Raw genomic sequence first — 13,183 nt, forward strand, 5'->3', positions numbered from 1 at the left:
AGGCCTAAATCATGCTGAAACGCTGAGGCTGCTGTTCTCGGTCAGGCCCTGGGCTACTTGGGCGTAGATCTTCTGGGCCAGTTCGGCGATCTGCTGCTTGGTGGCAGTGTTGCTACTGTCATCGCCGCTGCTGAGGCCGGCAATCGCTTCTTTCAGCTCGCCCACCATGCGTTCGACCTCAGACACAGTGCCGTCGCGGTTGGTGTCCAGCGGGTCGTAGCTGGTGTCGCTGGACGAGGCGCCCTGCGCACCGCCGGGGCCGCCTGGGCCACGGACACCGCCCGGCCCGCCGGGGCCTGGTGCGGCCTGGCCGCCTTCAGGGGGCTGCGGGCGACCGGCTTCAAACTCTGCCTGGCTCAAGCTGCCGTTGCCATCGGTGTCCAGCTTGGCAAAGTCCTGGCTCACGTCCTGGCCGGTGTCGGACTTGATTTTGTCGGTCAGCACGGTGAGTTCGTCTTGGCTCACAGAGCCATCGCCATCGGTGTCCACCTTGGCAAACAGGTCGTCCTGGCTGCCTCCGCTGCCGCCCATGCCGCGCGACTGCGCAAACTCCATGGTGCTGGGGGGCGGTGGCATCAGGGCTTTCATGCCCGCCTCCAGCTCGTCGCTGGAAAGGCTGCCGTCGCTGTTGCTGTCCAACTGGGTGAACAGCTCCTTGGCATCGCCCAGACTGACGCCGGTTTTTTCGCTGATGTCAGTCAGCATGGTGCCGAGTTCGGTCTGGTCGACGCCGCCGCTGCTGTCGGTATCCACTTTGGCGAACATCTTGGCCTGGTGCTGGCTGCGTTGGGTGTTCAGGGCAGCCCAGGCGTTGCTGGAACCGCTCACCCCGCTGATGGTGCTCATGGTCACTTCCTTTCTGGTTGGTGGTGGGGTGCCACCCGGAATGCAATGCACCGAGCGACGTCACCAATTCTTGGAAGCGCAGGTATCGCGGGTTTGTCGGCTGTGTATCAGGCTTGGTACAAAAGCCCCATTCAGGCGCACAACTGGGGTGCGCTTGCCAGCCAATTCCGCGCTTCGGGCGCGGGCGCTTTTTCTACACTGGGGCGGCCGTCAGGACCGTCCCATGAGCACCAAAACTTCCATCCTCCTCGTCGACGATGACGCCGACATCACCACCCTGCTGGCGGAGTACCTCGGCCGCTTCAATTTTGCGGTGCACACAGCCTGTGACGCCGACAGCATGCGCCAGCAGCTCGCTCGCCAGCGCGTGGACCTGGTGGTGCTGGACGTCATGCTGCCCGGCACCGACGGGCTCACGCTCTCGCGCGAGATTCGCGAGCGCTCGCACATCCCCGTCATCATGCTGACCGCGCGCACCACCACCTTTGACCGCATCATGGGCCTGGAGAACGGCGCCGACGACTACATGGGCAAGCCCTTTGAGCCGCGCGAGCTGGTGGCCCGCATCCATACCGTGCTGCGCCGTGCCCTGGGCAGCAAGGACAGCACGCCCATCCTGGCGCGCAGCGAGGTGGTCTGTTTTGATGGCTGGGAGCTGCACCGCGACGAGCGCAACCTGGTCTCGCCCACCGGCCTGGTGGTGGCGCTTTCCAATGCCGAATTCCGCTTGCTCACCACGTTTTTGCAGACGCCACGGCGCTTGTTCAGCCGCGACCAGCTCATGGAGCAAGCGCGCGGTCGCGCCATGGATGCGTTCGAGCGCAGCATCGACCTGCTGGTCTCGCGCCTGCGGCAAAAATTGGCGGATGACCCGGACGAGCCTTCCATGATCAAGACGGTGCGCGGTGCGGGCTATATGTTCAATGTGCAGTCGGTGCAGGGGCGCATGGCGTGGCGGGCCTGAAAGAAACGCCCCCACGCTCCGCCGCTGCTCCCCAAGGGGACGCGTTTTTCCTTGGGGCGGCCCTGCGGAAAAACTGGCTTGCCAAACTCGTGCCCGACAGCCTGTTCGGCCGCCTGGCTTGGCTGCTGGGCCTGACCGTGCTGTGCAGCCATGTGCTGGCGCTCACGTTGATGTTTGAGATGCGGCCGGACATGCGCCCGGACCTGCGGGCTGACGGCCCCTTGCCCCGCCCGCCGCCCGGCGCCGTACGCTGGGACGGCGGTATGCCACCCCCGCCACCGGACTTCGCCTCTTTCAAAAATCACCACCATGGCGGCCCGCCACCCGCAGGCCTGCTGCTGGACATTGGGGTGCGCCTGGCTGCCCTGTTGCTGGCCGCCTGGGTGGCTGCGCGCTGGCTCAGCGACCCGATACGGCGCCTGGCGGGCGCTGCGCGTGAGCTGGGACACAACATCCACCGTGCCCCCTTGCCCGAGGCTGGCTCGTTGGAGTGCCGCGAGGCCACGCGTGTGTTTAACCAGATGCAGCAGCACATCCGCGCCCAGCTGGCCCAGCGCGACCAGTTTGTCGCCGCCGTATCGCACGACCTGCGCACCCCGCTCACGCGCTTGGCTCTGCGTGTGGAATCGTTGCAGGACGCGGGCGAGCGCCAGCGCTTCAGCCGCGATATTGCCGAGATGGACACCATGATCCGCGCCACGCTGGACTACCTGCGCGGTGCGGCCGACTCCGAGCCCTGGGTGGCGCTGGACCTGGCCGCGCTGGTGGACAGCCTGGTGCAGGACCAGCAGGAGGCCGGCCACGAGGTGGTGGTTGAACCGGGGACAGGCGTGCCGCTGGCTCCCGTGCGGGCCCAGGCTTCGGCCCTGCGCCGCTGCATCAGCAACCTGCTGGACAACGCCGTGCGCTACGGTGGCGGCGCCCAGGTGCGGCTGACAGAGGACGCTCAGGGCGTGTGTGTGACGGTACTGGACCGGGGCCCCGGCATCCCTGAGGCCGAATTGACCGAGGTGCTGCAACCGTTTTACCGGGTGGAGGCCTCGCGCAACCGCAATACCGGCGGCGTCGGACTGGGCCTGGCCTCTGCCAACGACATTGCGCGCCAGCACAGCGGCTGCCTGCAGCTGAGCAACTGCGTGGGCGGTGGTTTGCAGGCCGAACTGCGGCTGCCGCGGCTGGCTGCACCTGTCAAAAAGCTATCAAATTAGGAGCTGCTTGCGCTTATTTCGCAAGGGATCGGGATCAATTTAGTCCCCGATCCGGGTAAAACGCGGCTGGGCCACGCCTGCACTCACCACCGTCTCCAGAAACATGGCGGCCGGCCGCACCCACAGGCCCAGTTCACCATACAGCGCACGGTACAGGGTCATAGGCTCGCAGGTTTCGCTGTGGCGCACGGTGCCCAGCACCTGGTATTCCATGCCCTTGTAGTGGCGGTAGCGGCCGGGTGGGGTGATGATGAGTGGGGGGAGTTTTTCGAAGCTCATGGGACAATCCTAGGCTATGCATCCAAAAGCCCTGCTGGAAGCCTGCACCGAACTGGTCAGGCTCGTTCTCAAATTCGACCATCCCGCGGACGCCATCGTCTCGCGTTTCTTCCGCGACAACCGCGGCCTGGGCCCACGCGAGCGCGCCACGCTGGCCGAAACCGCCTACACCGTACTGCGCAAAAAGCTGCTGTTCGACCACCTGGCTCCTAGCGGCAGCGGCCCCAAGGAGCGTCGCATGGCCATTCTGGGCTTCTACGGCCCGGGCGACTTTCTACGCAGCGCGCTGACCGACCAGGAAAAGCGCTGGTTGGACCAGTGCGAGGCCGTGAAACCTGAAGACCTGATGGAGCGCCACCGCCACAACCTGCCGGAGTGGCTGGTGCAGCCGCTCAAGGAGCAGCTGGGCGAGGAATTCTGGCCCCTGGTGGACAGCCTGAATCTGGGCGCGGGCCTGGATTTGCGCGTCAACACCTTCAAAGCCAAACGTGCCGATGTGCAAAAAGAGCTGCAACAGGCCGGCATCAAGGCTGTGCCGACGCCGTATTCCCCGTGGGGGCTGCGCATTGCCGGCAAGCCAGCGCTGAACAAGAACGAAGCCTTTGTCCGCGGTGATTTTGAAGTCCAAGACGAGGGTTCTCAGCTGTTGGCCATGCTGGTGGATGCCAAGCGCGGCGAGATGGTCGTGGACTTTTGCGCCGGCGCCGGGGGCAAGACCCTGGCCTTGGGCGCGGCCATGCGCAGTACCGGTCGCCTCTATGCCTTTGATACGTCCGGCCACCGCCTGGAGGCGCTCAAACCCCGCATGGCCCGTAGCGGCTTGTCCAACGTGCACCCCGCAGCGATTGCCCACGAGCGCGACGACCGTGTGAAGCGCCTTGCCGGCAAGATGGACCGGGTGCTGGTGGATGCTCCGTGCACTGGCATGGGCACTCTGCGTCGCAACCCGGACTTGAAATGGCGCCAAAACCTCCAAGCTGTGGAGGAAATGGCGGTCAAGCAGGCTGCCATCCTGCAAAGTGCTGCCCGTATGGTGAAGTCTGGCGGTCGTCTGGTCTATGCCACCTGCAGCGTGCTGCCCCAAGAGAACGAGGCGATTGCTGCAGCCTTTGCGGCCGCCAACCCGGACTTTGTGGCCTTGCCGGCAGGCGAAGTGCTGGCTGGGCTGAAAGTTGAGAACGCACCAAGCCTGTGCGCTGGTGGCGAAGACGGCCAGCTCTACCTTCGTCTTTGGCCGCATCGTCATGCCACGGATGGTTTTTTTGCGGCAGTTTGGCAAAAGAAGTGAAATGGTTGATGAAAGTTAATGTTTTTTAACTTCTTTTTGAATTAACTGGCCAAAAAAGACTGCAGCACCTAAAATCTGGGGTGTACAGGGGCGCATCTAGCCCTTGGTTCATAAATTACCAAACCTCGTTGAGAGATTGAGCTGAGACTATGTTGTTACCTGATTGGGCTGTGCTAAACGCAGCGATTGAGTGGCTGGCCCATGGCATGTGGAATATTGCGTGGTGGCAGATGGTGTTGTTCACCCTGGCCTTGACGCACGTCACCATGATCAGCGTGACCGTGTTTCTGCACCGTCACCAAGCGCACCGTGCCTTGGACCTGCACCCCATCGCATCGCATTTTTTCCGTTTTTGGCTGTGGCTGACCACGGGCCAAGTCACCAAAGAATGGGCCTCCATTCACCGCAAGCACCACGCCAAGTGCGAGCAGGCTGAAGATCCGCACAGCCCCCACGTGTACGGCATCAAGACCGTCCTGCTCAAGGGGGCCGAGCTGTACCGTGCAGAATCCAAGAATAAGGAAACCATGGCCCGTTTTGGCCACGGTACGCCCGATGATTGGATCGAGCGCAATCTGTATACCCGCTATTCCTGGCAAGGTGTAGGTTTGATGATGATCATCGACCTGTTCCTGTTTGGTGCCGCCGGCTTGGCTGTGTGGGCTGTTCAGATGGCGTGGACCCCAATTACCGCGGCCGGCATCATCAACGGCGCGGCTCACTACTGGGGTTATCGCAATTTCGAGGCGCCTGACGCCTCCACCAACATTTCGCCTTGGGGCATCATCATTGCGGGTGAAGAGTTGCACAACAACCACCACACTTATCCCACCTCAGCCAAGTTGTCGGTCAAGCCTTATGAGTTCGATATTGGCTGGATGTACATCACCATCATGCAGGCAGTTGGCTTGGCCAAGGTCAAGAAGACGCCTCCGAAGGCCGCTTATGGCGACATCCGCCCCGTGGCCGACGAGAAAACCTTGGAGGCGCTGATTGCCAACCGCTACGAAATTATGGCCACCTATGCCAAGGGGGTGCGTGCTGCTGCCCGTGCGGAGCTGGAAGCCATGAAGGCGCGCAGCGCTGATGCTGCCGTCATCAAGGCTGCCAAGCACTGGATGCACCGCGACGAAGAGAAGGTTCCCGCTGCCGCCGCATCTCAGCTGGCTCAGGCCCGTGCGGCTTCGCCGGTGCTGGACAAGATGGTGACCATGCGCGAGGAGCTGCGCCAACTGTGGCTCAACACCCATGTATCGCGCGAGCAATTGATCAAGGATCTGCAAGCCTGGTGCCATCGTGCTGAAGAAAGCGGCATCGCTGCGCTGCGCGAGTTTTCTTTGAAGTTGCGCGCTGCTCACGTTTAAGACGATCCGTTCGGTTCCTGAAAAGCCCGCTTGCTGCGGGCTTTTTTGTGCGCGTGTAATTCGCAGTTTGGGGTCGTTTGCGGGCTCCAGAGCAGTCGGGGTATGCGTTTTACTTCGTATCCCCCGGCCCTCGGCCTCCTCCTTTACCTACGTAAAACGCACACCCTGGCTGCTCTTGCGAGGTGGTGTTGCACCAAAATTTTGCGTGACTGTGCGCGTCCCAATTGATCCTGCAGCAAGCAGGGCTTGGGTGCCTTGCGTAGGTAAAGGAGGAGCCCGTAGGGCGGGGGACACGCAGCAGGGTGTCCAAGCCCTGCTTGATGCCGGCGAAAGAAATGCCTCCGATCAATCATCCAAAAAGTACAGACGTAAAAAAGCCCGCACAGGGCGGGCTTTTTGGGACCAGAAGAAGCTGAATTACTTCAGTTTCATTTCCTTGTAGTCCACATGCTTGCGAGCAACGGGATCAAATTTCTTGATCAGCATTTTCTCGGGCATGGTTTTCTTGTTCTTGTCGGTCGTGTAGAAGTGACCAGTACCAGCTGTGGATTCCAGCTTGATTTTTTCGCGTCCGCCTTTGGTTGCCATGGTGCTCTACTCCTTAAGCTTGACCACGTGCGCGCAGATCGGCGAGCACAGAATCGATACCGTTCTTGTCGATCAGACGCAGACCGGCGTTGGAAATGCGCAGACGCACCCAGCGGTTTTCGCTCTCGACCCAGAAACGGCGGTATTGCAGGTTCGGCAGGAACCGGCGCTTGGTTTTGTTGTTGGCGTGGGAAACATTGTTCCCGACCATGGGGCCTTTGCCCGTAACTTCACATACGCGTGCCATGTGGACACTCCGATATAAACGGTTTTCACTGACGATCAAAACGGTTTGAAAAACAAACCAGCCCGATCTCGCTCAAACCTCACCTCGCCATGAAAAGGGGTGGCGGTAACCCCCCGCCAAGGTCATTGGCGGAACTGTTGCGCTCCTTGCAAAAGGACAAGCCCCTCACGGGGCGAACGCAGCAAAGCCTTGGATTATAGCTGTTTTGGCCATGAGGCCGCAAAGTGCTCAGTCCTGTTCCAGGAATCGCTGGGCGTCCAGAGCAGCCATGCAGCCGGTGCCGGCGCTGGTGATCGCCTGGCGGTACACATGGTCCTGCACGTCACCGGCCGCGAATACACCCGGAATGCTGGTTTGTGTAGCAAAACCCTTCAGGCCGCCCTGGGTCACGATGTAGCCGTTTTCCAACTCCAACTGTCCTTTGAAGATGTCGGTATTGGGTGAATGGCCGATGGCAATGAAGCATCCCTTGAGCGTGATGTCTTCGGTGCTGCCGTCGGTGGTGCTCTTGAGGCGGATGCCGGTTACACCGGAGGCGTCGCCCAGGACTTCGTCCAGCGTTTTGAAGGTTTTGAGCTCGATCTTGCCAGCCGCCACTTTCTCCATCAGCTTGTCCACCAGGATGGGCTCGGCTTTGAACTTGTCACGGCGGTGCACCAAATACACCTTGCTGGCAATGTTGGAAAGGTATAGCGCCTCTTCAACCGCTGTGTTACCTCCGCCCACCACACAGCAGACTTCATTGCGGTAGAAAAAACCATCGCAGGTTGCGCAGCCGGAAACACCGCGACCCATGAAGGCCGTCTCGGAGGGCAGGCCCAAATACTTGGCAGACGCGCCGGTTGAGATGATCAGCGAGTCGCAGGTGTAGGTGCCGCTGTCGCCGGTCAGGGTGAAAGGGCGCTTGGACAGGTCCACTGCGCCGATGTGGTCAAACACCACCTCTGTTTTGAAGCGTTCTGCATGCTCCAGAAAGCGTTGCATCAGTTCGGGGCCTTGGACGCCGTGCACGTCTGCTGGCCAGTTGTCCACCTCAGTGGTGGTCATGAGCTGGCCACCTTGGGCCATGCCGGTGATCAGCACGGGGTTCAGGTTGGCTCGGGCGGCATAGACAGCGGCGGTGTAGCCGGCAGGGCCAGATCCCAAAATGAGTACTTTGGCGTGTTTGGGTGAGGACATGTTGTAACCTTTGTGGTCAGAGAATCGGAGGGCCAGCCGTGTACATTTCGGAGCGGCCCTTGCTGGAAACAAGTGGCTGTGTTGTATCGGTCCGTTCGATTGTAAGAAACCGGCATTCAAAATTCAGGAAGCAGACCAATGGCAATGCTGAGCAACCAGGAATTGATACGCAGAGTGCCCCTGTTTGCCATGCTTACTTCCGCAGAGGCGGACTCTTTGGCCGCCAATGTGGCCAAGGCGCGCATCAAACGCGGCTCCCATGTGGTGGAGCAGGGCAAAAATTCCAACGCCTTGTTCCTCATATTGACGGGGCGGGCGCATGTCGTCATGACGGACAGCAAAGCCCGTGAAGTGATTGTGGCCACGCTCAAGGCAGGTGACTACATTGGTGAAATGAGTCTGATTGACAACGCGGCACATTCGGCGACAGTGGTAGCTGACACGCAAATGGATGTGCTGGTGTTGGGGCGTGAAGACTTCACCCGCTGCGTGGGTGAAAACGCAGCTATCGCATCGGCGGTGATGCGTGGATTGGTGCAGCGCTTGCGCAGTGCCGACCAGAAAATTGCTTCCTTGGCGTTGATGGGGGTGTATGGTCGCGTGGCCAATGTGCTCTTGGATGCTGCGGAGCCCAATGAGGACGGCGCATTGCTGATTCGCGAGAAAATCTCACGCTTGGACCTCGCCAAAATGGTGGGAGCATCCCGAGAGATGGTGAGCCGCGTCATGAAGGACTTTGAAGACCAGGGCTTTGTGACGACGCTCAAAGAGGGTGGCCTGCGGGTATGGGAGCGCCGCTCCAAGCCGCGCTAGGCCATTGCCGTATTGTTAGCTGCTGGTGAAGTGCCAGCGAAATAAATGACCTACTCACTGCATACATTGAATTCTTCTCCGCAGGAGGCGTCTCGTCCTGCATCGGGCGCTGCACGCTTCGTCAATGAAATCGCTCTGGTGGCGGGTTTTGTGGTTTTGCTGCTGTGGTTGATCGCCCTGTTGAGTTATTCGCCGCAAGACCCGGCTTGGTCCACTTCGGGCAACGGCATGGCCATGCACAACCAGGTGGGCCGCTTGGGTGCGTGGATGGCGGATGTGAGCTATTTCGTGCTGGGCTTTTCGGTCTGGTGGTGTGTGGCTGCGGGTTGGCGTGCTTGGCTTGCCTTGCTGGCCAGCCGCTTGCGGGGTGAGGGGGGGGGGGCTGCCGGCCCCGCAGGTTTGCGGCGCAGCGCGTGGACGGCAGGTCTCGGCCTGTTGCTGTTGTTGTGTGCCAGTACCTCGCTGGAGTGGGCTCGCCTTTACCGTCTGGAGTCTTTTTTACCGGGCAGCAGTGGTGGCGCATTGGGGCAACTTGTAGGGCCCTGGGCGCTGCGTTGGTTGGGTTTTGCCGGTGCGGGCTTGGTTGCGATTGCGTTAGGCGTGCTGGGTTCGGCGATGGTCTTTGGGTTCTCTTGGACACGCACGGCCGAGCGCATTGGTGCCCATTTGGACTCGTTGTTGGAGTCCCGCCGCGAGAAGCGCGAAGAGGCTCAAGACCGTGAGTTGGGTCAGTTGGCGGTGCGCGAACGTGAAGAAGTGTTCCTGGAGGAGCGCGAGGAAGAGGTGATTCATCACCCCACGCCGGTGCTGATTGAGCCTGTCATCGTGGAGCCGCCACGCAGCGAGCGCGTAGCCAAGGAGCGCCAGAAGCCGCTGTTCGTGGAAATGCCCGACAGCAAGCTGCCGCAAGTTGATCTGCTGGACGGTGCCCAGCTGCGCCAGGAAACCGTGGCGCCTGAGACGCTGGAAATGACCAGCCGTATGATCGAGAAAAAGCTCAAGGACTTTGGCGTGGAGGTGCGCGTCGTGCTGGCCCAACCCGGCCCGGTGATCACGCGCTACGAGATCGAGCCCGCCACGGGTGTCAAGGGATCGCAGATTGTAGGCTTGGCCAAAGACTTGGCGCGTTCGCTGAGCCTGGTGTCCATCCGCGTTGTGGAGACCATTCCCGGCAAGAACTACATGGCGTTAGAGCTGCCCAATGCCAAGCGCCAAAGCATCAAGCTGTCCGAGATTCTGGGTTCGCAGGTCTATAACGAGGCCAAGTCCCTGTTGACCATGGGTCTGGGCAAAGACATTGTGGGCAACCCCGTGGTGGCTGACCTCGCCAAGATGCCACACGTGCTGGTGGCCGGTACCACCGGCTCGGGCAAATCCGTCGGTATCAACGCCATGATCTTGTCCTTGCTCTACAAGGCCGAGGCGCGCGATGTTCGCCTGCTGATGATCGACCCCAAGATGCTGGAAATGTCGGTTTACGAAGGTATTCCGCACCTGCTGGCGCCGGTGGTGACGGATATGAAACAGGCTGCGCACGGCCTGAACTGGTGTGTGGCCGAGATGGAGAAACGCTACAAACTGATGAGCAAGATGGGTGTGCGCAACCTGGCTGGCTTTAACACCAAGATCGACGACGCCAAGTCCAAAGGCGAGTTCATCTACAACCCGTTTAGTCTGACGCCCGAGAGCCCCGAGCCGCTGAACCGCCTGCCGCACATTGTGGTGGTGATCGACGAGCTGGCCGACCTGATGATGGTGGTGGGCAAGAAGATCGAAGAGTTGATCGCCCGCCTGGCGCAGAAGGCCCGCGCCGCTGGTATTCACCTGATTCTGGCCACTCAGCGCCCCAGCGTGGATGTGATCACGGGTCTGATCAAGGCCAATATTCCGACCCGCATTGCCTTTCAGGTGAGCAGCAAGATCGACAGTCGCACCATCTTGGACCAAATGGGTGCCGAAGCCCTGCTGGGCATGGGTGACATGCTTTACATGGCCAGCGGAACCGGCCTGCCTATTCGCGTGCACGGGGCGTTTGTCAGTGACGAAGAAGTGCACCGCGTGGTGAGCTACCTCAAGAGCCAGGGCGAGCCCGACTACATTGAGGGCGTGCTGGAAGGCGGCACGGTGGATGGTGAGGATGGCCCTGGCGGCGAAGATGGAGGCGGTGAAAAGGACCCTATGTACGACCAGGCCGTGGAAGTGGTGCTGAAGAACCGCAAGGCCAGCATCTCGCTGGTGCAGCGCCATCTGAAGATTGGCTACAACCGCGCCGCGCGGCTGGTGGAAGACATGGAAAAGGCCGGACTGGTCAGCGCCATGAGCGGTAGCGGCCAGCGTGACATCTTGGTTCCCGCGCGCAATGAGTAAACCCATGATCAAACAAATTGCTCTTATTTTGATAGCTGCTTGCGCAATGTCTGCAGGGGCCGGGGGGCTGGAAAGCCTGGAAAATTTCGTCAAGACGGTGAAGAGCGGCAAGGCCGAGTTTTCGCAGGTAGTGACCTCGCCCGCCAAGGAAGGGCAGGTCGCGCGCAGCAAAGTGTCCAGTGGCAGTTTCGAATTTGCGCGGCCCAGCCGCTTCAAATTCATCTACAAAAAACCGTTCGAGCAGACCATCGTGGCCGATGGCCAGACCCTGTGGCTGTATGACGTGGACTTGAACCAGGTCACCGCGCGCAAGCAGGCCAGCGCTTTGGGCTCCACGCCCGCTGCGCTGATTGCTGCGGCGCCCGACCTCAAGGCCCTGCAAGCCGATTTTGCGCTGGCCGATGCGCCCGACAAGGACGGTTTGCAGTGGGTACAGGGCACGCCCAAGGCCAAAGACAGCCAGTTGCAACTGGTGCGCGTGGGCTTCAAGCAAGACCAGTTGGCCGTGCTGGAGATTTTGGATAGCTTCGGCCAGCGCTCTGTGCTGAGCTTTGTGGGTTTCCAGCCCAATGCTGCGCTGGACGCGGGCACCTTTCAGTTCAAGCCGCCCGCCGGCGCAGACGTGGTTCGCCAGTAACCGCTGCGACCATGGCTGCTGCACCTTCCAAACACCAACCCCTGGCCGAACTGCTGCGCCCCAAGTCGCTGGGTGAGGTGATTGGCCAGCAGCACCTGCTGGGGGATGGTATGGCGCTGCGTCTGGCCTTCGAGTCGGGCCAGCCGCACAGCTGCATCCTCTGGGGGCCGCCAGGCGTGGGCAAGACCACGATTGCGCGGCTTATGGCCGATGCGTTTGATGCGCAGTTCATCACCATCAGCGCTGTGCTGGGAGGCATGAAGGACATCCGCGAGGCGGTCGAGCAGGCCCAACTGGCGCGGGACGGGTTGGAGCAGCGCCGCACCATCGTGTTTGTGGACGAAGTGCACCGGTTCAACAAAAGCCAGCAAGATGCCTTTTTGCCGCATGTGGAGAGTGGCCTGTTCACCTTCATCGGCGCCACTACCGAGAATCCATCGTTCGAGGTGAACTCCGCGCTGTTGTCACGCGCGGCGGTCTATGTGTTGCAGCCGCTGGATGCTGACAATTTAAAGCAAATAGTGCATCGAGCCCAGGTGGAATCTGCGCTACCAGCTATCGAAACCATAGCGATTGATCGCCTTGTCGCCTACGCCGATGGTGACGCCCGGCGCCTACTTAACACGTTGGAGACGCTGACCGTTGCGGCGGTACAAGAGAAGGTGAGTGAGATCACCGACGTCTGGTTGCTCAAGGTGCTGGGTGAGCGCATGCGCCGCTATGACAAGGGTGGCGAGCAGTTCTACGACACCATCTCTGCGCTGCACAAGAGCGTGCGTGGTTCGGACCCGGATGCCTCGCTCTATTGGTTTGTGCGCATGCTCGATGGCGGCGCCGAACCGCGCTACATGGCGCGCCGCCTGATCCGTATGGCTGCGGAGGACATTGGCCTGGCCGACCCACGCGCCCTGCGCCTGGCGCTGGACGCAGCCGATGTGTACGAACGCCTGGGCAGCCCCGAGGGCGAGCTGGCCCTGGCCGAATGCGTCGTTTATTTGGCAGTGGCGCCTAAATCCAATGCGGTCTACAAGGCCTTTAACGAGGTCAAGGCCTTTGTTAAAAAGGACGGCACCCGTCCTGTCCCCATGCATTTGCGCAATGCGCCCACCAAGCTCATGAAGGAGCTCGATTACGGCAAGGGCTACCGCTACGCGCATGATGAAGAAGATGGCTTCGCCGCAGGAGAGCGCTATCTTCCAGATGGAATGCCTGATACGCAGTTTTACCGACCCGTGGAGCGGGGGCTGGAGATTCGTATCAGTGAGAAGCTGCGCGATCTCAAAGCGCGTAATCAGAAGGCCAGCTAATAGTGCATGAAATGCGCGAAGAGTTGCCAAATCGGCATGGCACTCAAGGGTAAACCCACCCCGCCACCCCAAGACCGGGGAATCCGACCCCGCTAG

General features: G+C 60.9%; 13 protein-coding genes. 8 read left to right on the forward strand and 5 right to left on the reverse strand.

Going from position 1 to position 13,183, the window contains the following annotated elements:
- Positions 1-9: 9 nt before the first annotated feature.
- The gene (xopAW, locus tag CHU94_RS10205; RefSeq protein WP_141211439.1) at positions 10-846 is read right to left on the reverse strand and encodes a XopAW family type III secretion system calcium-binding effector; all 837 of its coding nucleotides are present in this window, start codon (positions 844-846) and stop codon (positions 10-12) included.
- A 223-nt stretch (positions 847-1,069) separates the two neighbouring features.
- Between xopAW and CHU94_RS10210 the strand changes: the two genes are divergently transcribed.
- Positions 1,070-1,810, forward strand: a complete 741-nt coding sequence (locus tag CHU94_RS10210; RefSeq protein ID WP_094479487.1) for a response regulator — start codon at positions 1,070-1,072, stop codon at positions 1,808-1,810.
- The gene (locus CHU94_RS10215; RefSeq protein WP_094479489.1) at positions 1,798-3,018 is read left to right on the forward strand and encodes an ATP-binding protein; all 1,221 of its coding nucleotides are present in this window, start codon (positions 1,798-1,800) and stop codon (positions 3,016-3,018) included. The genes CHU94_RS10210 and CHU94_RS10215 overlap by 13 nt, the downstream gene beginning before the upstream one ends.
- A gap of 39 nt (positions 3,019-3,057) precedes the next feature.
- Here CHU94_RS10215 and CHU94_RS10220 read toward each other — a convergent pair whose 3' ends face one another.
- On the reverse strand, positions 3,058-3,297 hold the full coding sequence (locus CHU94_RS10220; protein ID WP_094479491.1) for a DUF1653 domain-containing protein: 240 nt from the start codon (positions 3,295-3,297) through the stop codon (positions 3,058-3,060).
- Between the two features lie 16 nt (positions 3,298-3,313).
- Between CHU94_RS10220 and CHU94_RS10225 the strand changes: the two genes are divergently transcribed.
- Together CHU94_RS10225 and CHU94_RS10230 are read left to right on the forward strand one after the other, a co-directional pair.
- Entirely contained in the window at positions 3,314-4,585 is a 1,272-nt protein-coding gene (locus CHU94_RS10225; protein ID WP_094479493.1) for an RsmB/NOP family class I SAM-dependent RNA methyltransferase, read from the forward strand.
- 149 nt (positions 4,586-4,734) lie between these two features.
- A complete protein-coding gene (locus CHU94_RS10230) occupies positions 4,735-5,949 on the forward strand; it encodes an acyl-CoA desaturase (protein WP_094479495.1) in 1,215 nt (404 codons plus the stop codon).
- Positions 5,950-6,366: 417 nt separating this feature from the next.
- On the opposite strand, the gene rpmG is transcribed toward CHU94_RS10230, so the two are convergent.
- From rpmG to trxB, 3 genes are all read right to left on the reverse strand, one after another.
- Positions 6,367-6,537 (reverse strand): 50S ribosomal protein L33, encoded by a 171-nt coding sequence (rpmG, locus tag CHU94_RS10235; protein WP_029707149.1) that lies wholly within the window; start codon positions 6,535-6,537, stop codon positions 6,367-6,369.
- A 13-nt stretch (positions 6,538-6,550) separates the two neighbouring features.
- The gene (rpmB, locus tag CHU94_RS10240) at positions 6,551-6,784 is read right to left on the reverse strand and encodes a 50S ribosomal protein L28 (protein WP_087496789.1); all 234 of its coding nucleotides are present in this window, start codon (positions 6,782-6,784) and stop codon (positions 6,551-6,553) included.
- Positions 6,785-7,012: 228 nt separating this feature from the next.
- Positions 7,013-7,963 (reverse strand): thioredoxin-disulfide reductase, encoded by a 951-nt coding sequence (trxB, locus tag CHU94_RS10245; protein WP_094479497.1) that lies wholly within the window; start codon positions 7,961-7,963, stop codon positions 7,013-7,015.
- 138 nt (positions 7,964-8,101) lie between these two features.
- Here trxB and CHU94_RS10250 point away from each other — a divergent pair, with 138 nt between their 5' ends.
- From CHU94_RS10250 to CHU94_RS10265, 4 genes are read left to right on the forward strand one after another with little or no spacing between them, the layout of a single operon-like run.
- Positions 8,102-8,776, forward strand: a complete 675-nt coding sequence (locus CHU94_RS10250) for a Crp/Fnr family transcriptional regulator (RefSeq protein WP_094479499.1) — start codon at positions 8,102-8,104, stop codon at positions 8,774-8,776.
- A gap of 45 nt (positions 8,777-8,821) precedes the next feature.
- On the forward strand, positions 8,822-11,143 hold the full coding sequence (locus CHU94_RS10255; protein ID WP_094479501.1) for a DNA translocase FtsK: 2,322 nt from the start codon (positions 8,822-8,824) through the stop codon (positions 11,141-11,143).
- A gap of 4 nt (positions 11,144-11,147) precedes the next feature.
- Positions 11,148-11,780, forward strand: coding sequence for an outer membrane lipoprotein chaperone LolA (lolA, locus tag CHU94_RS10260; protein ID WP_176452000.1), 633 nt, complete (start codon positions 11,148-11,150; stop codon positions 11,778-11,780).
- Between the two features lie 11 nt (positions 11,781-11,791).
- Positions 11,792-13,087: a replication-associated recombination protein A gene (locus tag CHU94_RS10265; protein ID WP_094479503.1), complete on the forward strand. Its 1,296-nt coding sequence runs from the start codon at positions 11,792-11,794 to the stop codon at positions 13,085-13,087.
- The last annotated feature ends 96 nt before the right edge of the window (positions 13,088-13,183 follow it).

Origin of the sequence: Rhodoferax sp. TH121 (assembly GCF_002251855.1) — a bacterium.
Lineage (GTDB): Bacteria > Pseudomonadota > Gammaproteobacteria > Burkholderiales > Burkholderiaceae_C > Allorhodoferax.